Source organism: Streptomyces violascens (assembly GCF_014649955.1).
In the GTDB taxonomy this organism is placed as follows: domain Bacteria; phylum Actinomycetota; class Actinomycetes; order Streptomycetales; family Streptomycetaceae; genus Streptomyces; species Streptomyces violascens.
On the sequence record NZ_BMUA01000004.1, the window covers coordinates 250,725 to 272,004 of the forward strand.

Annotated in this window: 19 protein-coding genes; 15 read left to right on the forward strand and 4 right to left on the reverse strand. The window is 71.8% G+C overall.

Annotated elements, in window-relative coordinates:
* Positions 1-3: 3 nt before the first annotated feature.
* A complete protein-coding gene (gene eat, locus IE206_RS12105; RefSeq protein WP_189962111.1) occupies positions 4-1,470 on the reverse strand; it encodes an ethanolamine permease in 1,467 nt (488 codons plus the stop codon).
* 204 nt (positions 1,471-1,674) lie between these two features.
* Positions 1,675-2,427: a FadR/GntR family transcriptional regulator gene (locus IE206_RS12110; protein WP_226598743.1), complete on the reverse strand. Its 753-nt coding sequence runs from the start codon at positions 2,425-2,427 to the stop codon at positions 1,675-1,677.
* Between the two features lie 77 nt (positions 2,428-2,504).
* Here IE206_RS12110 and IE206_RS12115 point away from each other — a divergent pair, with 77 nt between their 5' ends.
* The 5 genes from IE206_RS12115 (at position 2,505) to IE206_RS12135 (ending at position 8,412) form a co-directional block, all read left to right on the forward strand.
* Entirely contained in the window at positions 2,505-3,869 is a 1,365-nt protein-coding gene (locus IE206_RS12115; RefSeq protein ID WP_189962112.1) for a glutamine synthetase family protein, read from the forward strand.
* Between the two features lie 8 nt (positions 3,870-3,877).
* A complete protein-coding gene (locus tag IE206_RS12120) occupies positions 3,878-5,248 on the forward strand; it encodes an aldehyde dehydrogenase family protein (RefSeq protein ID WP_189962113.1) in 1,371 nt (456 codons plus the stop codon).
* A 6-nt stretch (positions 5,249-5,254) separates the two neighbouring features.
* The gene (locus IE206_RS12125; protein ID WP_189962114.1) at positions 5,255-6,070 is read left to right on the forward strand and encodes a 3-oxoacyl-ACP reductase; all 816 of its coding nucleotides are present in this window, start codon (positions 5,255-5,257) and stop codon (positions 6,068-6,070) included.
* 120 nt (positions 6,071-6,190) lie between these two features.
* A complete protein-coding gene (locus tag IE206_RS12130) occupies positions 6,191-7,474 on the forward strand; it encodes a haloacid dehalogenase-like hydrolase (RefSeq protein WP_226598742.1) in 1,284 nt (427 codons plus the stop codon).
* 20 nt (positions 7,475-7,494) lie between these two features.
* Positions 7,495-8,412, forward strand: coding sequence for a DUF2510 domain-containing protein (locus IE206_RS12135; RefSeq protein ID WP_189962115.1), 918 nt, complete (start codon positions 7,495-7,497; stop codon positions 8,410-8,412).
* A 12-nt stretch (positions 8,413-8,424) separates the two neighbouring features.
* Here IE206_RS12135 and IE206_RS12140 read toward each other — a convergent pair whose 3' ends face one another.
* On the reverse strand, positions 8,425-9,627 hold the full coding sequence (locus IE206_RS12140) for an amino acid deaminase/aldolase (protein WP_189962116.1): 1,203 nt from the start codon (positions 9,625-9,627) through the stop codon (positions 8,425-8,427).
* A gap of 160 nt (positions 9,628-9,787) precedes the next feature.
* Here IE206_RS12140 and IE206_RS12145 point away from each other — a divergent pair, with 160 nt between their 5' ends.
* The 3 genes from IE206_RS12145 to IE206_RS12155 are packed head-to-tail and all read left to right on the forward strand — an operon-like array spanning position 9,788 to position 12,817.
* Positions 9,788-10,843 (forward strand): hypothetical protein, encoded by a 1,056-nt coding sequence (locus tag IE206_RS12145; protein WP_189962117.1) that lies wholly within the window; start codon positions 9,788-9,790, stop codon positions 10,841-10,843.
* Entirely contained in the window at positions 10,840-12,045 is a 1,206-nt protein-coding gene (gene mycP / locus IE206_RS12150; RefSeq protein ID WP_189962118.1) for a type VII secretion-associated serine protease mycosin, read from the forward strand. Before IE206_RS12145 ends, mycP begins: the two co-directional genes overlap by 4 nt.
* 43 nt (positions 12,046-12,088) lie before the next feature.
* A complete protein-coding gene (locus IE206_RS12155) occupies positions 12,089-12,817 on the forward strand; it encodes an SseB family protein (RefSeq protein WP_189962119.1) in 729 nt (242 codons plus the stop codon).
* Between the two features lie 49 nt (positions 12,818-12,866).
* On the opposite strand, the gene IE206_RS12160 is transcribed toward IE206_RS12155, so the two are convergent.
* Positions 12,867-13,226 (reverse strand): DUF1844 domain-containing protein, encoded by a 360-nt coding sequence (locus IE206_RS12160; protein WP_189962120.1) that lies wholly within the window; start codon positions 13,224-13,226, stop codon positions 12,867-12,869.
* 348 nt (positions 13,227-13,574) lie between these two features.
* Between IE206_RS12160 and infC the strand changes: the two genes are divergently transcribed.
* From infC to pheT, 7 genes are all read left to right on the forward strand, one after another.
* Positions 13,575-14,267, forward strand: a complete 693-nt coding sequence (infC, locus tag IE206_RS12165) for a translation initiation factor IF-3 (protein ID WP_189962328.1) — start codon at positions 13,575-13,577, stop codon at positions 14,265-14,267.
* A 103-nt stretch (positions 14,268-14,370) separates the two neighbouring features.
* A complete protein-coding gene (gene rpmI / locus IE206_RS12170; protein ID WP_053723558.1) occupies positions 14,371-14,565 on the forward strand; it encodes a 50S ribosomal protein L35 in 195 nt (64 codons plus the stop codon).
* 104 nt (positions 14,566-14,669) lie between these two features.
* Positions 14,670-15,053: a 50S ribosomal protein L20 gene (gene rplT / locus IE206_RS12175; RefSeq protein WP_189962121.1), complete on the forward strand. Its 384-nt coding sequence runs from the start codon at positions 14,670-14,672 to the stop codon at positions 15,051-15,053.
* 248 nt (positions 15,054-15,301) lie between these two features.
* Positions 15,302-16,156 (forward strand): TrmH family RNA methyltransferase, encoded by an 855-nt coding sequence (locus tag IE206_RS12180; RefSeq protein ID WP_189962122.1) that lies wholly within the window; start codon positions 15,302-15,304, stop codon positions 16,154-16,156.
* 66 nt (positions 16,157-16,222) lie between these two features.
* Complete coding sequence (locus IE206_RS12185) at positions 16,223-17,335, forward strand: sensor histidine kinase (RefSeq protein ID WP_226598741.1); 1,113 nt, start codon at positions 16,223-16,225, stop codon at positions 17,333-17,335.
* Between the two features lie 148 nt (positions 17,336-17,483).
* Positions 17,484-18,605 carry a phenylalanine--tRNA ligase subunit alpha gene (gene pheS, locus IE206_RS12190; protein ID WP_189962124.1) on the forward strand — a complete coding sequence of 374 codons (1,122 nt, stop codon included), beginning with the start codon at positions 17,484-17,486 and terminating at the stop codon, positions 18,603-18,605.
* Entirely contained in the window at positions 18,605-21,133 is a 2,529-nt protein-coding gene (gene pheT, locus IE206_RS12195) for a phenylalanine--tRNA ligase subunit beta (protein ID WP_189962125.1), read from the forward strand. Before pheS ends, pheT begins: the two co-directional genes overlap by 1 nt.
* Positions 21,134-21,280 lie beyond the last annotated feature (147 nt).

Genomic DNA, 21,280 nt, shown 5'->3' on the forward strand with positions numbered 1-21,280 from the left:
GGGTCAGTCCCGGGCGAGTTCGGCCTCGGCGGCGGCCAGGGCGGCGAACTCCTCCTCGGGCGCGTGGGCGACCAGACGGTGGCGACTGTAGAAGGCGAAATAGGCCAGGGCGATCGCGTAGACGCCGAGCGCGATGAAGGCCGCGTCCTTGTCGACCAGGAACGTCGCGACGAGTGCGAACAGGGCGAGCACGAAGGCGACGGACGAGGTCAGGACGCCGCCGGGGGTGCGGTAGGGGCGCTCCAGACCCGGCTCGCGGCGGCGCAGGACCAGGTGTGAGAGGGCCATCAGGGCGTAGGAGATGGTGGCGCCGAACACCGCGACGTTCAGCATCCGGCCGCCGTTGCCGCTCCAGGCCGCCAGCGCGAAACCGATCGCGCCCGGGATGAGGAGGCCCAGGTAGGGGGACTTGCGGCGGCTGGTCAGGGACAGGAAGCGGGGCAGGTAGCCGGCCCTCGACAGGGCGAAGAGCTGGCGCGAGCCCGCGAAGATCAGCGAGAAGAACGAGGCGACCAGGCCCGCGAGCCCCGCGTAGTTGACGAAGCGGCTCAGGGCGGTGGGGCCGTCGTCACCCTGGAGCGCCACGACCAGCGGGTTGCCCGCGTCCTTGATGGCGGCCGAGCCGTGCGCCCCGGTCGCGGCGAAGAAGGTCACCACCGCGAGCAGCACCAGGACCGACAGGGAGATGGCGAGCGCCCGCGGCATGGACCGCACCGGGTCCTTCGCCTCCTCGGCCGCGAGCGGCACTCCTTCGACTCCGAGGAAGAACCACATGCCGAACGGAAACGCGGCCCAGATGCCGAGCACGCCGAACGGCAGCCACGAGCTGGACCCGAGCGCCGAGGCGTCGACCGGAATGTCGTTGAGGCGGGACGCGTCGAAGTCGGTGAAGGCGCCGATGGCGAAGACCAGCAGGGCGGCGACCGCGATCGCGGTGACCACGAGGCTGAAGCGCAGCGCCTCGCCGACGCCCCACAGATGGATCCCGATGAAGATCGCGAAGCAGGCGAGGTACACAGGCCAGCCGGAGGTCAGGCCGAACAGGCCGAGCGATTCGACGTAGTCGCCGATGAAGAGCGAGATCGCGGCGGGCGCCAGGATGTACTCGATGAGGATCGCGGTGCCGGTCAGGAAGCCGCCCCAGGTGCCGAGCGCCCGGCGCGCGAAGCCGTAGCCGCCGCCCGCGGTGGGCAGGATGGCGGAGAGTTCGGCCAGCGAGAACACGAGACAGGCGTACATGATGCCCATCAGGACGGTGGCCGCGGCGAGGCCGCCGAAGCCCCCCTTGGAGAGGCCGATGTTCCAGCCGGAGAAGTCGCCCGAGACCACATAGGCGACGCCGAGGCCGGTGAGGAGCAGCCAGCCGGCGCTGCCGCGGCGCAGGGTGCGCCGGTGGAGGTAGTCGTCCTGGGCGCCCTTGGCGGACGCGGACGGTGCGGTGCGCAGATCGATGTCGGTGCCCTCGGCCATGAGCCGCTCCAGGTGATCGTCAAGGGAGATCAGGTCAATGGTTCGGCTGCATACCTTTGCCGGAGGGCAGGGGGGAGCGCAAGGGGTGTACGTAAAACCGCGGTTACGGAAATCGGCGGTGAACGGCGGGGCGGGGTGGGCCGGGCGGGGCCGGCGGGCTCACGCCGGCTCCGGCGGGCCGGGGCCGGCCCCGGGCCGGGGGCCTCAGGTCAGGAAGCCGCGCAGCAGCGCCGCCGTGCCTCCGCAGTGCTCCCGCATCACCTCGCGCGCCCCGTCCGCGTCGCCGTCGAGCACCGCCTCGACCAGCGCGGTGTGCTGGTGCTGCGAGTGCTCCAGGTTGCGGACCAGGAGCGGGATGCAGTCCAGGAGGTCGTTCACGGTCGCCCGGACCGCCGCGTACTGGGCGGTGAGCGTGGGCGATCCCGAGAGCTCGGCGAGCGTGAGGTGGAGCAGGGTGTCCTGGCGGCGGTAGTCGGTGAGCTCGGCGTCGTGGGTCGAGGCGAGCGCGGCCCGCAGCCGCTCGGCGCCCTCCTCGGTCAGCCCGTGTGCCGCGCACAGGCCGGCCGCGCCGACCTCCAGGACCTCGCGGAAGCGCAGGATGTCCTCGACGTCGACCGACGCGATCCGGCGGCGCAGCTCGTCCTCGCCGCCCTCGGCCGCCCGGGGCAGCACGAACGTGCCGCCGTAGCGGCCGCGCCGGCTCTCCACCAGGCCCTGGTCCTGGAGCACCTTGAGGACTTCGCGCAGGGTGACCCGGCTGATCCCCATCCGCTCGGCCAACTCCCGCTCGGAGGGCAGTCGTTCACCGGGCGGGACCAGGCCGAGCCGCAGGAGCTGGAGAATCTGCTCCAGTGCTTCCTCGAAGCCGTTCCCGGCCCGTACGGTCCGCAGTACGGGGACGAGCGTGTCCGGCGTCCGGCCGTCCGTGCGGTCCGCCGAGTCGATCTTCTTCGCCACGTCGCGGATTCCCCTTCCCAATCAATGGTCTTACCCCATACCTTATGGCTCTCGGCTGACCCAAGGAGGAGCTTCCCGTGGCAGACCGCACACCCCCGCTCTCGATCGAGGAGCTGCGCGCCCTCGTCGCGAGCGGTGAGATCGACACTGTCGTCCTCGCCTTCCCCGATATGCAAGGGCGACTGCAGGGCAAGCGCTTCGCGGCCGGATTCTTCCTCGACGAAGTCCTGGCGCACGGCACCGAAGGCTGCAACTACCTGCTCGCCGTCGACACCGAGATGAACACCGTCGACGGCTACGCGATGTCCTCCTGGGAGCGTGGCTACGGCGACTTCGCCATGCACGCGGACCCGGCGACGCTGCGCCGCGTCCCGTGGAACGAGGGCACCGCGATGCTCATCGCCGACCTCGGCTGGAACGACGGCTCGCCCGTCGTCGCCGCCCCCCGCCAGATCCTGCGCCGCCAGCTGGAGAGGCTCGCCGAACTCGGCTACACCGCCCAGGTCGGCACCGAACTCGAATTCATCGTGTTCAGGGACAGCTACGAGCAGGCCTGGGACGCCGGATACCAGGGCCTCACGCCGGCCAACCAGTACAACATCGACTACTCGGTGCTCGGCACCGGCCGCATCGAGCCGCTGCTCCGCCGCATCCGCAACGAGATGCAGGCCGCCGGCCTGACCGTCGAGTCGGCCAAGGGCGAGTGCAATCCCGGCCAGCACGAGATCGTCTTCCGCTACGACGAGGCGCTGGTCACGTGCGACCAGCACGCCATCTACAAGACGGGCGCCAAGGAGATCGCGGCCCAGGAGGGCGTCTCGCTCACCTTCATGGCCAAGTACGACCAGCGCGAGGGCAACTCCTGTCACATCCACCTCTCGCTCACCGACGAGGACGGCCGCAACGTGATGGCGGGCGACGGGCCCGACGGCATGTCGCCGGTCATGCGCCACTTCCTGGCCGGACAGCTCGCGGCCCTGCGTGACTTCTCCCTCCTGTACGCGCCGAACATCAACTCCTACAAGCGCTTCCAGCCGGGCTCCTTCGCACCCACCGCGGTCGCCTGGGGCCACGACAACCGCACCTGCGCGCTGCGCGTCGTCGGCCACGGCGCCGGCACCCGCTTCGAGAACCGGCTCCCGGGCGGCGACGTCAACCCGCACCTCGCCGTCGCCGGACTCGTCGCGGCCGGCCTCTACGGCATCGAGAACAAACTGGAACTGCCCGAGGCCTGCACCTCGAACGCCTACGTCGGCGACTACGCCCATGTCCCCACCACCCTGCGCGAGGCCGCCGAGCTGTGGGAGAACAGCCCCATCGCCAAGGCCGCCTTCGGGGACGAAGTCGTCGCGCACTACCGCAACATGGCGCGGGTCGAGCTCGACGCGTTCGATGCCGCGGTGACCGACTGGGAGCTCCGCCGCTCCTTCGAACGCCTGTGAGGAACGACTTGTCCACTGCGTACGAGCAACAGGTACTCAACCCGGCCACCGAGGACGTGATCGCGACCGTCCGGGGTGCCACCGCCGCCGATGTCGATGCGGCGGTCGCCCGGGCCCGCTCCGCCCAGCGCGGCTGGGCGGCTGCGGCCCCCGCGGACCGGGCCCGCCTGCTTCGCCGTTTCGCCGCCGTCGTCGACGAACACATCGAAGAACTGGCCCAGTTGGAGGTCCGTGAGGCCGGGCACACCATCGGCAACGCCCGCTGGGAGGCGGGCAACGTCCGCGATCTGCTCGACTTCTCCGCCGGGGGAGTGGAGCGACTGAGTGGTCGTCAGATCCCGGTCGCGGGCGGCCTCGACATCACCCTGCTCGAACCGCTCGGCGTGATCGGCGTCATCGCCCCCTGGAACTTCCCGATGCCGATCGCCGCCTGGGGCACCGCCCCGGCCCTCGCGGCCGGCAACGCGGTGATCCTCAAACCCGCCGAGACGACCCCGCTCACGGCGCTGCGCCTGGCCGAACTCGCCCTGGAGGCAGGGCTCCCCGAAGGCCTTTTCCAGGTCCTTGCGGGTGCGGGGGCCATCGCGGGCGACGCGCTCGTCGCGCACCCCGGCGTCGCGAAGATCGTCTTCACCGGGTCGACCCGGGTCGGCAAGCAGATCATGGCCAAGTGCGCCGACCGCGTGAAGCGGGTCACCCTCGAACTCGGCGGCAAGAGCCCCAACATCGTCTTCGCGGACGCCGACATCGAGGCCGCGGCCCTCGCCACCCCGATGTCGTTCCTCGACAACTCCGGCCAGGACTGCTGCGCCCGCACCCGCATCCTGGTCCAGCGCACGGCGTACGACCGCTTCATGGAGCTCCTCGGCCCCGCGATCGAGCAGATCGTGGTCGGCGACCCGGCCGACGAGAAGACGCAGATGGGCCCGCTGATCTCGCGCGTCCAGCTGGACCGCGTCCGTTCCTACGTCGCCGACGACGCGCCCGGTCTGCGCGGCAGCGCACCCGACGGGCCGGGGTTCTGGTTCCCGCCGACCGTCCTGACCGGCCTGGACGAGGACGCGCCCGCCGCCGTCGAGGAGGTCTTCGGGCCCGTCGCCGTGGTCCTGCCCTTCGAGGACGAAGAGGACGCGGTACGGCTCGCCAACGCCACCGAGTACGGGCTTTCCGGGTCGATCTGGACCCGGGACGTGGGTCGCGCGCTGCGCGTCTCGCGGGCCGTCGCGGCGGGCAACCTGTCCGTCAACTCCCATTCCAGCGTGCGCTATTCGACCCCGTTCGGCGGCTACAAGCAGTCCGGCCTCGGCCGCGAGCTCGGCCCCGACGCCCTCACCGCTTTCACCGAAACCAAGAACGTCTTCATCAGCACGGAGGCCTGAGCACACATGACCGACGACACTGCAACGACCTCTGGGGGTTCCCCCCAGACCCCCGTTTGCCGCCGCCTGGTCGGCCGCACCGCCGTCATCACCGGGGCCGGCAGCGGCATCGGCCTCGCCACCGCCGGGCGGCTGGCCGCCGAGGGCGCGAACGTGGTGTGCGGCGACATCGACGAGAGCGCCGGAAAGGCCGCCGCCGAAGCGGTCGGCGGCACCTTCGTCAAGGTCGACGTCACCGACCAGGAGCAGGTCGAGGCGCTCTTCAAGACGGCCTTCGACACCTACGGCAGCGTCGACATCGCGTTCAACAACGCGGGCATCTCGCCGCCCGACGACGACTCCATCCTCACCACCGGACTCGACGCCTGGCGCCGCGTGCAGGAGGTCAACCTCACCTCCGTCTACCTGTGCTGCAAGGCCGCGCTGCCCTACATGCAGCGCCAGGGCCGGGGCTCCATCATCAACACGGCCTCGTTCGTGGCCATCATGGGCGCCGCCACCTCGCAGATCTCGTACACCGCGTCCAAGGGCGGCGTCCTCGCCATGTCGCGCGAGCTCGGCGTGCAGTTCGCCCGCGAGGGCATCCGCGTCAACGCGCTCTGCCCGGGGCCGGTCAACACCCCGCTGCTTCAGGAGCTGTTCGCCAAGGACCCGGAGCGTGCCGCGCGCCGCCTGGTGCACATTCCGGCGGGCCGGTTCGCCGAGGCCGAGGAGATCGCCGCCGCGGTCGCCTTCCTCGCCAGCGACGACTCGTCCTTCATCAACGCCACCGACTTCCTGGTCGACGGCGGCATCTCCGGGGCGTACGTCACTCCGCTCTAAACCCAGCCAACCCCCGTTGTTCACCCGGGGGTCACACACACGGCAGCCGGGCGTCGCGCGACGCCCGGCTGTGCTGTCTAACGTCCGCGATGTTCCTCCCGACGACAGGAGTTCCTCAGCGTGTCCAAGTCCAGCACCGTCCGCCGACTGCCGGTCCTCGCCGCGGCCCTCTCCATAGCCGCCGGCGGCCTCGTCGCCGCCCAGCCCGCCGAGGCGCGGACGCCCCACTGCCCGCAACTGACCATCTCCGACGGGTGGTACGGGGACAACCGGGCCCGGATCCAGGACCTGATCGACACGTACGGAAGGTGCGGAGCGGGCGCGGGACACGGCAAGAAGCCGGTCGCCGTCTTCGACTGGGACAACACCGTCGTCAAGAACGACGTCGGCGACGCCACGATGTACTGGCTCCTTCGCAACTCCAAGATCCAGCGCCCGGCGCGCGGCGACTGGCACACCACCAGCCGCTATCTGACCGACGACGCCGCGAAGTCCCTCGCCGCCGCCTGCCCGACCGGCACCTCCAAGACCCTTCCGACCGGCACCGACACCAAGTGCACGGACGAGATCCTCGCGGTCTACGGCGACGGCAGGACCGGCAAGGGCGCCGCCGCCTTCGCCGGGTACGACCGCCGCACCATCGAGCCCTCGTACGCCTGGCTCGCCCAGCTCCTGCACGGCTGGACCCCGGCCCAGGTCAAGTCCTTCGCGAGCGCGGCCCGCACCGAGAACCTCGACGCCCCCGCCGACGCCGTCCAGACCGTCGGCAGCAACACCAAGGCGACGGCCTGGGTGCGCTACTACGACCAGCAGCGCGACCTGATCCGCACGCTGAAGAAGGCGGGCTTCGACGTCTGGATCACCTCGGCCTCGCCCGAGCCCGTCGTCGACGTGTGGGCGCGCGGCGCGGGCGTCGACCCGGACCACGCCATCGGCATCCGCTCCACCACCGAGCACGGCCGCATCACCTCGCACCTGAAGGGCTGTGGTTCGGCCAAGGACGGCGACGACTCGGTGATCACGTACATCGACGGCAAGCGCTGCTGGATCAACCAGGAGATCTTCGGCGTGCGGGGCGCGGCCGCCGAGAAGGTCCAGCCCGCGGCCAGGCGCCAGGTGTTCGCGGCCGGCGACTCCGACACCGACGTGTCCTTCCTGCGGGACGCCACCGGCCTGCGGCTGGTCCTGAACCGCAACAAGAACGAGCTGATGTGCCGGGCGTACGACGACAGCGACGGCCGCTGGATCGTGAACCCGATGTTCATCGAGCCGAAGGGCCGGAAGGCGGCGCCCTACCCCTGCGCGACCACCGGCTACACCGACCACGACGGCACCCCGGCCCCCGTACGGCGCGCCGACGGGTCCGTGGTGCCGGATCAGCGGGACTCGGTGTACGGCGGTTAGACACCCCCTAGGGTGTGCGCATGAGCATGACGACCCCGCCCGGCTGGTACCCGGATCCGGGCGTGCCCGGCACCGAACGCTGGTGGGACGGCGCCGCCTGGACCGGCCACACCAGAGCGCCGGGCGGGCAGGCGTTCGGGCCGCCCGAGCCCGTCACCGTGGTGGCCGCGCCCGTGGTCCGGCGGCGCGGCTCGCTGCCGGCCATCGGCGCGACGGCCGTGGTTCTGGTGGCCGCGATCGCCGTCGGGGTCGTGGTCCTCGGCAAGGGCGACGACACCCCGCACACCGCGAGCGGGAGCAAGAGCGCCACGGCGCCGGTGACCGTCAACTCACCTTCCCCGAAGCCGAGTTCAGGGCCGTCCGACGATCCGCACACCCTCGTCGACCAGCTCAACGGCATCACGCTGCCGATCCCCGACGGCTGGGAGAAGACCGACGACGCGGTGACGGGCCTGGTCACCATGGCGACCAAGGACACCTACAACTGCCCCGGCGACTCGGGGTTCTGCCACCACGGCAAGGTCACCACCTCGACGGCCACCATGACCGATCTCAAGACCGCCGAAGCCGTCGCCAAGAACGACATCGCCGACGCCGCCAACGACGCCTACGACCACGACCCGGTCGGCGCCCGCCTCTACAACGGCATCACCTCGCACCGCGAGGTGAAATCCGGCTCCGTGGTGGTCGACGGACGCACCGGATACCTGGTGCGCTGGGAGGTCAGGACCGGCGCGGGGCCGGGCGGCTACGTCGAGTCGCTCGCCTTCCCCTCGACGGTGGGCAGCGAGGCGATGGTCATCGCGCGGTTCGCCTTCGACGCGGGCAAGGACGGGCCGCCGCTCGCCCTCATGGACACCGTCACCCAGGGCATCGCCCCCATCGGCGGCGGCCGGAACGGCGGGGTCGGCAGCAGCCTGCCCCCGCCGTCGCTGTGAGCCTGAGGTGAGTCAGAGGAACGTGCGTCCCTCGCCCCGGTAGGTCGGCACGGTCGCCGTCACCCGGTCGCCCTCGACGAGCTGCAACTCCTCGAAGCGCTCGCACAGTTCGCCCGCCTTGGCGTGCCGGAACCACACCTTGTCGCCGATCAGGAGATCGTCCGCGGCGGAGCCGAGCAGCGGGGTCTGCACCTCGCCCGCACCCTCCTGCGGGTCGTAGCGCAGCCCCTCCGGAAGATACGGCACCGGCAGCCGGTCGGCGCCGGGCGCGCCCGAGGCCGGGTATCCGCCGCCGAGCACCGTCACCACGCCGACACCGGGCCGGCGCACCATCGGCTGGGCGAACAGCGCCGCCGGACGCCCGCTGAACGACGTGTAGTTGTCGAAGAGCCGCGGCACATAGAGCCCGGAGCCCGCCGCGATCTCGGTCACCGCCGCCTCGGCCGCCGTGTGCTGCACACTGCCGGTGCCCCCGCCGTTGACGAACTCCAGGTCCGGCACGACCGCCCGCACCGCGCGCACCACCTCGGCCCGCCGCGCGGCCAGTTCCTTGCGGGCCGCGGCCTGCATCAGCCGGATCGCGCGCGAGCGCAGCGGACTGCCCGCCACCGCGTCCCCGACCCCGGCCACATGACCCTCGTACGCCATGAGCCCGACCAGGCGGAACCCGGGCCGCCGGTCCACCGACCGGGCCAGTTCCGCGAGTTGGGCGGGGGAGCGCAGTGGGGAGCGGCGGGCGCCGACGCGGACCCGGCCGCCGAGCAGCTGGAGCGAGGTGTCCAGTTCCAGACACACCCGTACCTCCAGGCCGTCGCGTTCGCGCGCCCGGTCCACGAGGTCGAGCTGCGCCGGGTCGTCGACCATCACGGTGATCGCCCCGGCCAGCTTGGGATCCGAGGTCAGTTCGGCGAAGGACGCCCGGTCCGCCGACGGATAGGCGAGCAGCACGTCCTCGAACCCGGCCCGCGCCAGCCACACCGACTCGGCGAGCGTGAACGACATGAGGCCGGCGAACCCCGGCCGGGCGAGCACCCGGTCGAGCAGCGCGCGGCAGCGCACCGACTTGCTGGCGACCCGGATCGGCTTCCCGGCCGCCCGGCGGACCAGATCGTCCGCATTGGCGTCGAACGCCTCCAGATCGACGATCGCGACGGGCGCATCGAGATGAGCGGTCGCCCGGTCGTACCGGGCGCGGTCAGCGGCGCGGGGAGTCATGGCGGAAGCCTGCCAGAACCGGTTACCACAAGGTAGGGGAGGACCGGTGCGGATGTGGAAGCCAGGCGACCGGTCTGCGCCCGCACAGGATCAGCCCGTAGAGTGACGCCCGAGCGGCAACGGGCTGAGCTGGACGGCAAGAGGGGCAAGAGGGGGGCGGATGACCACCGACGCACGACCCCCGGGCACCCCTCGACTGCCGCCGCCCGCACCGGAGTCCGAGCGCTCCGAGGCTCCAGCGCCGGCCCCTTCGCCGCTCGCGCCCGAGGCGCCCGCGAGCCGGCTCCGCTCGGCGCTCGACCTGATCGATCCGGGACCGGTCCTCCCGAACACCCCCATACCGCCCAGATCTTCGACCCCGCCGCCTCCCGAGATACCCCCGCTGCCGGTCGCCCCGCCAAAGCCGCTGCTCCCGCCGGAACCGCTGTCCGACGAGCCGGGCCCGCTGCGGCCGGTGCCGGCCCGAAGGCCCGGGCGCGTGGCAGCCGCCGCCGTCTGTGTGGTCCTCGGCGCCGGACTGCTCGGCGGAGCGGCCGCGGGCACCTGGCTCGACGACGACTCCGACGGGCCCGCGGCCCGCAGCAACTACACCGCCGCCCGCGACCTGTGGCACAGCGTGCCCGTCGACACCCTCTTCCCGCGCACCATCCGGGGCACCGGCGCGGGCCCCGGCGGTGCCGACCGCGAATGGACCCGTATCGCGGTCGCCCCCGACGGCGACTGCGCGGACGCGCTCGACCCCCTGCTCCTGAAGGTCCTCGAACCGGTCGGCTGCGCCCGCATGGTGCGCGCCACCTATACGGACGCGACCGCCACCAGCGTGACGACCGTCGGCCTGGTCTTCACCCAGGCCGAGCCCGCCGCGATGACCGCCCTGGCGAACCGGTTCGCCAACGAGAAGCTGGGCGACCGGCCGGATCTGATGCCGCGCACCTACCCCGTCAAGGGCGGCGTGGCCGCCGCGTTCGGCGACAAGCAGCGCGCGAGCTGGACCGTGCGGGTCCTCACCGACGCCCCCGTGGTCGTCACCGCCGTATCCGGCTTCGCCGACGGCCGCGCGATCACGACCCCCCAGTCCGCCGAACAGGCCACGGCCGACGGCGCGAGCGGCCCCGCGGCCGAGGCGGGCCTCGGCCACGACGCCAAGGGCATCGCCGACAACGTCGAACGCGGCCTGCGCAAGAAGGCCGCCGCAAGCCCGGAGCCCGCCCCGTGACGAAGTCATCCTCGACCGGGCCGTCCCGCCGGCTGCGCCGCACCGGCGCCCTCGCCACGGCCGCCGCCCTCACCCTGCTGCTCTCCGCAGCCCCGGCCCACGCCGACGGCATCCGCGACCGCCAGTGGGAGCTCACCGCCATGCACACGCAGCAGGCGTGGCGTACGACCAAGGGCCAGGGCATCACGGTCGCCGTCCTCGACACCGGCGTCGACGGCAGCCACCCCGACCTCGCCGGACAGGTCCTGCCCGGCAACGACCTCGTCGGCTTCGGGGCCGGACAGGGCAGCCGCGACTGGGCCCGGCACGGCACCGCCATGGCCGGCATCATCGCGGGCCACGGGCACGGCGCCGGAAACCAGTCCGGGGTGCTCGGCATCGCCCCCGAAGCCAGGATCCTGCCGGTCCGGGTCATCCTGGAATCCACCGACCCGGCCCGCAAACAGGCCCGCGAGACCAAGGGCGGCGCGCTCGCCGAAGGCATCCGCTGGGCCGCCGACAACGGCGCCGACGTCATCAATCTCTCGCTCGGCGACGACAGCGCCTCCGCCCACCCCGAACCCGCCGAGGACGCCGCGATCCAGTACGCGCTGGGCAAGGGCGCCGTCGTGGTGGCCTCCGCGGGCAACGGCGGCGACCAGGGCGACCACATCTCCTACCCGGCCGCCTACCCCGGTGTCATAGCGGTGGCCGCCGTCGACAAGAACGGCACCCACGCCTCCTTCTCCACCCGCCGCTGGTACGCCACCGTCAGCGCCCCCGGCGTGGACGTCGTCATAGCCGACCCGGACCGCAAGTACTACGAGGGGTGGGGCACCAGCGCCGCCTCCGCGTTCGTCTCCGGCGCCGTCGCCCTCATACGCTCCGCGCACCCCGGCCTCGGCCCGGCCCAGATCAAGAAGCTCCTGGAGGACACCGCCCGCAACGCCCCCGAGGGCGGCCGCGACGACGCCCGGGGCCACGGCATGATCGACCCGGCCGCGGCCCTCACCGCCGCCGCCAAGCTGAAGCCCGCACTGCGCTCCGAGTCTGCCGCGTACGGCGCGACGTACTTCGGCGGCGGCCCCGACGCACCCGTCGCCTCCGACGACCCGGCGAACTGGCTGGCCCCCGTCTCCGCGGGCGGCGGCCTCCTGCTGCTCGCGACCGGTGCGGTGCTCTGGCGCTCGACCCGGGTCAGGACCCCGCGCGAGTGGCTCTGAGGGCGGGCGCGAAGGCCGCGGCGGGCCCGGCTAGGCTCGTGACGTGGCGCTCAAGAACATCCCGGATTCCGGCTTCTCCGACGACGACGGCACTGCCGCCCCCGAACTGACCGAGGCGCTGGCCGCCTGGGCCAAGGACAGGGCGGCCGAACCGCGGGTCCTGGCCGCGCTGCGCACGGCACGGCTGCTCGTGCCGGTCGTCGCGATGCTCGGCGAGAGCGAGATCGACGAGAACGGCCTCAAGCGCGAGAAGACCAGCGACATGGCCGTCCCCACCCTGAAGGCCGGCGACCGCACGGCGCTGCCCGCGTTCACCTCGATCGAAGCCCTTGCCCTGTGGGACCCCGAGGCCCGGCCGGTCGCCGTCCCGTTGCACCAGGCGCTGGCCGCCGCCGTGCACGAGAAGGCCGACACCGTGGTCATCGACCTCGCGGGCCCGGTCGCGTACGAGCTGAAGGGCGCGGCCCTGCTCGCCCTCGCGGAGGGCCGCACCAGCGCGGACCCGCTCCAGGACCCCTCGGTGATCGAGGCGGTCCGCTCGGCGGTGGCTGCCGTTCCCGCGGTCCTTCGCGCTCACCTCGGCCCCGGCACCGCGGACGGCACGCTCGCCCTGGTCCTCGCCGACGGCACGGCGCCCGCCGACGCGGCCCGTGAGGTGGCCGAGCTGATCGCCGCCGACGAGACCCTGCGGGCCCGCCTCGTACGCGGCCTCGACCTCGCCCTGCTGCCGACGGGGGCCCCACAGCCGAACGAGCCGCTCTTCACCCGCTGAGGGAGAGGAGCGGCTCGGCTCTGTACGCAGACGTCGTAGAAGAAGAGGCTCAGCCGAAGACGGCGCCCGTGTACTTCTCGCCCGGGCCCTGGCCCGGCTCGTCCGGCACGATCGACGCCTCGCGGAACGCGAGCTGCAGCGACTTGAGGCCGTCGCGCAGCGGGGCGGCGTGGAACGACGAGATCTCGGTGGCCCCTGCGTCGAGGAGACCGGCCAGGGCGTGCACCAGCTTGCGGGCCTCGTCGAGGTCCTTGTACTGGTCGCCCTCCTCGGTCAGACCGAGCTTCACGGCGGCGGCGCTCATCAGGTTCACGGCGACCGTCACGATCACCTCGACCGCCGGAACCTCCGCGATGTCGCGGGCCATGGTGTCGAAGTCTGCGGGCTCATTGGGGGGCGTCTCACTCATGCCCACACGATATGCGGTGCGCGCCGCTCCTCTTCCCGCGCACTCGATTAGCCCGTCTGTCCGGTTCCTGCTAACCTTGTGTAACGACCGGCCAGGCACGTGTGCCCGGCCCACAAGTGGAGGCTCCGATCTCCCACCCGGCCACCCTCACGGGCGGCGGGTCATCCGGTCAGGTGGCCACCATCGTTCCGTACGGACGATGGAGCCGCCCGATGTGCGCCCCGCGGTAGACCGCGGCGGTGTTCCGGTTTTCTTGGAGCCCCGCCTGTGTCCGTCCGGGGCATTTTTTGTGCCTCGCGGCGGTTGGTCACGTCAATAGAGACGTACGCGGCTGTCTGCCAGACAGTCGTGTGGTGCTACCGAGGAGGATCCATCAGCGCCGAGCCCCGCATCAACGACCGGATTCGCGTTCCCGAGGTGCGACTTGTCGGCCCCAGCGGCGAGCAGGTCGGAATTGTTCCGCTTGCCAAGGCCCTGGAGCTCGCCCAGGAGTATGACCTCGACCTGGTCGAGGTCGCGGCGACCGCCCGTCCGCCCGTGTGCAAGCTCATGGACTACGGGAAGTTCAAGTACGAGTCGGCCATGAAGGCCCGTGAGGCGCGCAAGAACCAGGCGCACACGGTCATCAAGGAGATGAAGCTCCGGCCGAAGATCGACCCGCACGACTACGACACCAAAAAGGGTCACGTCGTCCGGTTCCTCAAGCAGGGCGACAAGGTCAAGATCACGATCATGTTCCGTGGTCGTGAGCAGTCCCGGCCGGAACTCGGCTACCGACTGCTCCAGCGCCTCGCTTCGGACGTGGAGGACCTCGGCTTCGTCGAGTCCAGCCCGAAGCAGGACGGCCGAAACATGATCATGGTTCTCGGTCCGCACAAGAAGAAGACCGAGGCGATGGCCGAAGCCCGCGAGGCCCAGGCGGCCCGCAAGGCGGAGCGCCAGGGTCAGTCGGCTCAGACGGAGGAGTCCGCCCAGGACGAGACCGTTGCCGAGGCGCCCGCCGCCGAGGCCACGCCGGCCGAGGAACCCGCCGAGGCCTGATTCCGGGACAGCCCGTTCCGGATATCAACCGATACATATGACGCTCCCGAGCGCCGGTCCCCGGACCGGCTGGGAGCGCCACTGACGAGGAGATAACGGCGCTATGCCGAAGAACAAGTCGCACAGCGGTGCCAGCAAGCGCTTCAAGATCACCGGCTCCGGCAAGGTGCTCCGTGAGCGCGCCGGCAAGCGCCACCTGCTCGAGCACAAGTCGTCCAAGAAGACCCGCTCGCTGACGGGCACGGTCGTCCTGGCTCCGGCCGACGCCAAGAAGGTCAAGAAGCTTCTCGGCAAGTGACGTTCCTCCGCCTCCGGATTCCGGAGGCGGAACGTCGAGACCGGGACCTATTCGATTTCGGGTCGTGTGAGTCCAACCACGGCCCCGCTACAAGGAGTTAACAAGTGGCACGCGTCAAGCGGGCAGTAAACGCCCACAAGAAGCGCCGGGCAATCCTCGAGGCGGCCTCCGGCTACCGCGGTCAGCGTTCGCGCCTGTACCGCAAGGCCAAGGAGCAGGTCACCCACTCGCTGGTCTACAACTACAACGACCGCAAGAAGCGCAAGGGCGACTTCCGTCAGCTGTGGATCCAGCGCATCAACGCCGCTGCCCGCCAGAACGGCATGACGTACAACCGCCTCATCCAGGGTCTGAAGGCCGCCAACATCGAGGTGGACCGCAAGATCCTGGCCGAGCTCGCGGTCAACGACGCCAACACGTTCGCCGCGCTCGTCGAGGTGGCCCAGAAGGCCCTCCCGAGCGACGTCAACGCCCCGAAGGCCGCGTAAGCGCCTGACGGCTTGTTGAGCCGGACCGGACCCGCAGGCCATCGGCCTGCGGGTCCGTGCGTTCCGGAGACCCCGGCCTTCCCGGGCGGGCCCCGCTTTTGACCGCGGGTTGTGTGTGGCTGGTCGCCCCCCAAGTTCTCGGCTTCGCCCGAACAGGGGGACCCCATCGCGGCGGAGCCGCACATCGGCACCGCCCCGCGCCCCCGGCGGGACGCACCCCCGCCTCCTCGTAGAGAGACCGCGAGTACATGTCCAGCCCCGAGCTGATCTCCTCCCGTTCCCCCCGCGTCGCCGCCGCGAAGCGGCTCGCGCGGCGCAACTTCCGGGGCAAGGAGCGCCGGTTCATCGCCGAGGGGCCGCAGGCCGTGCGCGAGGCCGTCGAGCACCGCAGCGAGGGCGAGCCCACCCTCGTCGAGCTGTTCACCACCGTCGAGGCGGCCGAGCGGTACGCCGACATCGTGGCCGCCGCCCTGGACGCGGGTGCCCGCGTCCACTACGCCGACGACGAGGTGCTCGCCGAGGTCTCCCAGACCGTCACGCCGCAGGGCCTGGTCGGAGTCTGCCGGTTCCTGGACTCCCCGTTCGAGGAGATCCTCAAGGCCGGGCCCAAGCTGGTCGCCGTGCTCGCGCACGTCCGCGACCCCGGGAACGCCGGCACCGTGCTGCGCTGCGCGGACGCGGCCGGCGCCGACGCGGTCGTCCTCACCGACGCCTCCGTCGACCTCTACAACCCCAAGTCCGTTCGCGCGTCCGTCGGTTCGCTCTTCCATCTGCCGGTCGCGGTGGGCGTCCCCGTCGAGCAGGCCGTCCAGGGCCTGCGGGACGCGGGCGTACGCATCCTCGCGGCCGACGGCGCCGGCGAGGACGACCTCGACGCCGAGCTGGACGCCGGGACCATGGGCGGGCCCACCGCGTGGATCTTCGGCAACGAGGCCTGGGGCCTGCCCGAGGAGACCCGCGCACTCGCGGACGCCGTGGTGCGCGTGCCCATCCACGGCAAGGCCGAAAGCCTCAACCTCGCCACCGCCGCCGCCGTGTGCCTCTACGCCTCCGCTCGTGCGCAGCGTGCTGCCGGAGGGTGCCGCTCCGTCACCTCGTACTAGTAGTGTTGCGGGCTCGGGGGCCCACTCAGCGCTTCGGAGAGGTGGGATAGGGGGATGGCTGTCGGCATGAGCAGCATCGGCAACAGCACCGCGCTGTGCCCGTCCGGCCGTCCTGACGTCCTCGGCTTCGATCCGGACGACCTGCCCGACGGCATCGTCGTCGCCGACGAAAAGGGGCAGGTGATCTGCTTCAACGCCGCCGCCGTCAGGATCACGGCGGTCGCGAAGCACGAGGCGCTCGGCTTCCCGCTGGAGCACGCGCTGCCCCTGGAGGACCTCAAGGGCCGCCGCTGGTGGCAGCTCACCGACCCCTACGGCGGCCTCGCCATCCGGGTCGGCCAGCCCGAACGCAATCTGCTGCTGCCCGGCGGCCGCGAGGTGCTGGTCTCCGCACGCTACGTACGCGAGCACCCGACCGGGCCCGTGCGCCGGGTCGTGGTCAGCCTGCGCTCCACCGAGGCCCGGCGGCGCACCGAGCGCTCGCACGCCGAGCTGATCGCCACCGTCGCCCACGAACTGCGCTCGCCGCTGACCTCCGTGAAGGGCTTCACCGCGACGCTGCTCGCCAAGTGGGAGCGGTTCACCGACGACCAGAAGCGGCTCATGCTGGAGACCGTCGACGCCGACGCGAACCGCGTCACCCGGCTCATCGCCGAACTCCTCGACATCTCGCGCATCGACTCGGGCCGCCTCGAAGTGCGCCGCCAGCCGGTCGACATCCCGGCCGCCGTCGGCCGCCACCTCCAGGCCCACGTCGCCTCCGGACAGTCCCCGGACCGCTTCCTGGTCCGCATCCAGCGGCCGCTGCCCGATCTGTGGGCGGATCCGGACAAGATCGACCAGGTGCTCGGCAATCTGCTGGAAAACGCGGTGCGCCACGGCGAGGGAACCGTCACCATTGAGGTGGCACCAGCACCCGTCCGTATCGACGAGCACGACGAGAAGGGAACGGCCGTCACCGTGAGCGACGAAGGCCCCGGCATCCCGGAGGAGTCGATGGGCCGTGTCTTCACCCGCTTCTGGCGGGGGAGCAAGCGTGGCGGGACCGGGCTCGGCCTGTACATCGTCAAGGGCATCGTCGAGGCGCACGGCGGCACCATCACGGTGGGCCGCGGCCCCGGCGGCGGCGCCCAGTTCCGATTTATCCTGCCCGTCGCGGCTCCGGCGTATCTCCAGTAGATCGCTCCCCGAGCCGCCCACGGGCGCAATCGCATTCCCCCACCCCGTTAGACTCGACCTTTGGCGCGTTTGTGTCCGCGCGCTATCGCGGTATCGCTGTCGCGGTCGCGGGGACCCCCAGCCAAGCCAATCGGAAGCACGGGAAGAGATGTCGGCACCCAATAAGTCGTACGACCCTGTCGAGGTCGAGGCACTGAAACCGGAAGAGATCGAGCGCATGCGGGACGAGGCGCTCGCCGCCTTCGCGGCCGCCGGCGACCTCGACGCGCTCGCCCAGGCGAAGACCGCGCACACCGGTGGTACCTCGCCCCTCTCGCTCGCCAACCGCGAGATCGGCGCGCTGCCGCCGCAGGCCAAGGCCGCGGCCGGCAAGCTCGTGGGCATGGCCCGCGGCGCCGTGAACAAGGCCCTGGCCGCGCGCCAGGCCGAGCTGGAGGACGAGCGGGACGCCCGGGTCCTGGTCGAGGAGGCCGTGGACGTCACGCTGCCCCACGACCGCGTTCCGGCCGGCGCCCGCCACCCGCTGACGACGCTCTCCGAGCGCATCGAGGACGTCTTCGTGGCCATGGGCTACGAGGTCGCCGAGGGCCCCCAGGCCGAGGCCGAGTGGTTCACGTTCGACGCGCTCAACATCGGCCCGGACCACCCGGCCCGCACCGAGCACGACACGTTCTTCGTGCAGGGCCCGGACGGCTCGGCCAACTCCGGTGTCGTGCTGCGCACCCACACCTCGCCCGTGCAGATCCGCTCCATGCTCGACCGCGAGCCTCCGGTGTACGTGATCTGCCCCGGCCGGGTGTACCGCACCGACGAGCTGGACGCCACGCACAGCCCGGTCTTCCACCAGGTCGAGCTGCTCGCCGTGGACGAGGGCCTCACCATGGCCGACCTCAAGGGCACCCTCGACCACATGGTCAAGGCACTGTTCGGCGATGACATGAAGACGCGCCTTCGGCCGAACTTCTTCCCCTTCACCGAGCCGTCCGCCGAGATGGACATGGTCTGCTACGTCTGCCGCGGCGAGTCCGTCGGCAACCCGGACCGGCCCTGCCGCACCTGCTCCAGCGAGGGCTGGATCGAGCTCGGCGGCTGCGGCATGGTCAACCCGAAGGTGCTCGCCGCCTGCGGTGTGGACCCCGAGAAGTACAGCGGATTCGCCTTCGGCTTCGGCATCGAACGAATGCTGATGTTCCGCCACAACGTCGAAGACATGCGAGACATGGTCGAGGGTGACGTCCGGTTCACCCGGCCGTTCGGGATGGAGATCTGATGCGGGTCCCGCTTTCCTGGCTGCGGGAGTACGTCGACCTCCCCGCCACCGAGACCGGCCGCGACGTGCAGGCCAAGCTCGTCGACGGCGGCCTCGAGGTCGAGACCGTCGAGCAGCTCGGCCAAGGGCTCAAGGGCCCGCTCGTCGTCGGCAAGGTCCTCACCATCGAGGAGCTGGAGGGCTTCAAGAAGCCCATCCGCTTCTGCACCGTCGACGTCGGCCAGGCCAACGGCACCGGTGAGCCCCAGGAGATCGTCTGCGGCGCCCGCAACTTCGCGGTCGGCGACAAGGTCGTCGTGGTGCTGCCCGGCGCCGTGCTGCCCGGCGACTTCGCGATCGCCGCGCGCAAGACGTACGGCAGGACCTCGCACGGCATGATCTGCTCCAGTGACGAGCTCGGCATGGGCCCGGACACCACCGGCGGCATCATCGTGCTGCCCCCGGAGCACGAGGTCGGCACCGACGCCATCGCGCTGCTCGAACTCGTCGACGAGGTCCTCGACATCGCGGTCACCGCCAACCGCGGCGACTGCCTGTCGATGCGCGGCGTCGCCCGCGAGACCGCCATCGCCTACGGCCTGCCGCTGCGCGACCCGGCGCTCCTCGACGTGCCCGCGCCCAACTCGTACGGCTACCCGGTGAAGGTCGCCGACCCGATCGGCTGCGACCGCTTCACCGCGCGCACCGTGACCGGCCTCGACCCCGAGGCCCGCTCTCCGATCTGGCTGCAGCGCCGGCTGCAGAAGGCCGGGATGCGCCCGATCTCGCTCGCCGTCGACATCACCAACTACGTGATGATCGAGCTCGGCCAGCCGCTGCACGCCTACGACCGCACCCTGGTCGACGGCCCCATCGGCGTGCGCCGCGCCGAGCCGGGCGAGCTCCTCACCACCCTCGACGGCACCAAGCGCAAGCTGGACGCCGCCGACCTCGTCATCACCGACAACCGGGGTCCCATCGGCCTCGCCGGGGTGATGGGCGGAGCCAACACCGAGATCGCCGACTCCGTCACGGACCCCGAGACCGGCGAGGTCAAGGGCACCACCGAGGTCGTCATCGAGGCCGCGCACTTCGACGCGGTCGCCATCGCCCGCACCGCGCGCCGCCACAAGCTGACCTCCGAGGCGTCCAAGCGCTTCGAGCGCGGCGTCGACCCGCAGGCCGCGGCGGCCGCCGCCCAGCGGACCGTCGACCTGCTCGTGCTGCTCGCGGGCGGCACGGCCGAGGCCGGCGTCACGGAGATCGTCTCGCCGTCCGCGCCGCGCACCATCTCCATGCGCGCGGACCACCCGGACCGCGTCGCAGGCATCGAGTACGGCCGCGAGACCGTCGTACGCCGCCTCCAGGAGGTCGGCTGCGACGCGTACGGGCAGGACGAGCTCGTCGTGACCGTGCCGTCCTGGCGCCCCGACCTCACCGAGCCGAACGACCTGGCCGAAGAGGTCATCCGCCTGGAGGGCTACGCCAACCTGCCCTCCACGCTGCCCAAGCCGCCCGCCGGGCGTGGCCTGACGGAGCGTCAGCGCCTGCACCGCAGGGTCGGCCGGGCGCTCGCCGGCGCCGGGTTCACCGAGGCGCCGAGCTACCCGTTCGTCGCCGAATCGGTCTTCGACCAGCTCGGCCTCGACAAGGACGACGCCAACCGCTCCGTCGTGAAGCTGGTCAACCCGCTCAGCGACGAGGAGCCGGCGCTGCGCACCACGCTGCTGCCGGGCCTCCTCGCCACGCTGCGCCGCAACGACGGCCGCGGCAACCACGACCTCGCGCTGTTCGAGACGGGCCTGGTCTTCCACCCGTCGGCGAACCCGGGCGTCGCGGCCCGGCTGCCCGTCGACCGCCGCCCCACCGACGAGGAGATCGCCGCCCTCAACGCCGTGCTGCCCGTGCAGCCGCGCCACGTGGGCGCCGTCATCGCCGGTGCGCGCGAGCAGGCCGGCTGGTGGGGCAAGGGACGCCCGGCCGACTGGGCCGACGCGATCGAGGCCGCCCGCACCGTGGCCCGCGAGGCTGGGCTCGAACTCGCCGTGGAGCAGGGCCAGTACGGCCCCTGGCACCCGGGCCGCTGCGCCGAGCTGTACGTGTTCGTCGAGGGCGTGAAGACCCTCGCCGGGTACGCGGGTGAGCTGCACCCGCGCGTCGTCAAGGCGTTCGGGCTGCCCGCCCGCAGCTGCGCGATGGAGCTCGACCTCGACGTCATCGAGAGGGCCGGAGAAGGCACCGTGCAGGCGCCGAGCATCTCCACCTTCCCGGTGGCCACCCAGGACGTGGCGCTCGTCGTCGACGCCGGTGTCCCGGCCGCGGCTGTGGAGAACGCGCTGAGCGCCGGCGCCGGTGAACTCCTCGAGTCCATCCGGCTGTTCGACGTCTACAGCGGCGAGCAGGTTGGCGAGGGCAAGAAGTCGCTGGCCTACGCGCTGCGGTTCCGCGCGGCCGACCGCACCCTGACCGTCGAGGAGGCCACGGCCGCCCGCGACGCGGCGGTGGCCCGCGCGGCCGAGGCCACGGGTGCGGTGCTGCGCGGCGCCTAGCCCGCACGAGCACGCACCGAGAGGGGCGCACCGGGATTCCCGGTGCGCCCCTCTCGCCGTCCACGGACGAGCCGTTGCCGCCTCACTCATTCGGGTGAGAACTCCGGTCGGCTGCGCACAAGGGCGCGGACGATCGACAGAATCAGT

Coding starts and splice junctions, on each gene's coding strand:
- IE206_RS12185 (WP_226598741.1), top strand. CDS start 16,223: ATGAGCAGCATCGGCAACAGCACCGCGCTGTGCCCGTCCGGCCGTCCT.
- pheS (WP_189962124.1), top strand. CDS start 17,484: ATGTCGGCACCCAATAAGTCGTACGACCCTGTCGAGGTCGAGGCACTG.
- IE206_RS12160 (WP_189962120.1), bottom strand. CDS start 13,226: ATGAGTGAGACGCCCCCCAATGAGCCCGCAGACTTCGACACCATGGCC.
- eat (WP_189962111.1), bottom strand. CDS start 1,470: ATGGCCGAGGGCACCGACATCGATCTGCGCACCGCACCGTCCGCGTCC.
- IE206_RS12180 (WP_189962122.1), top strand. CDS start 15,302: ATGTCCAGCCCCGAGCTGATCTCCTCCCGTTCCCCCCGCGTCGCCGCC.
- pheT (WP_189962125.1), top strand. CDS start 18,605: ATGCGGGTCCCGCTTTCCTGGCTGCGGGAGTACGTCGACCTCCCCGCC.
- IE206_RS12145 (WP_189962117.1), top strand. CDS start 9,788: ATGACCACCGACGCACGACCCCCGGGCACCCCTCGACTGCCGCCGCCC.
- IE206_RS12140 (WP_189962116.1), bottom strand. CDS start 9,627: ATGACTCCCCGCGCCGCTGACCGCGCCCGGTACGACCGGGCGACCGCT.
- IE206_RS12135 (WP_189962115.1), top strand. CDS start 7,495: ATGAGCATGACGACCCCGCCCGGCTGGTACCCGGATCCGGGCGTGCCC.
- IE206_RS12125 (WP_189962114.1), top strand. CDS start 5,255: ATGACCGACGACACTGCAACGACCTCTGGGGGTTCCCCCCAGACCCCC.
- rpmI (WP_053723558.1), top strand. CDS start 14,371: ATGCCGAAGAACAAGTCGCACAGCGGTGCCAGCAAGCGCTTCAAGATC.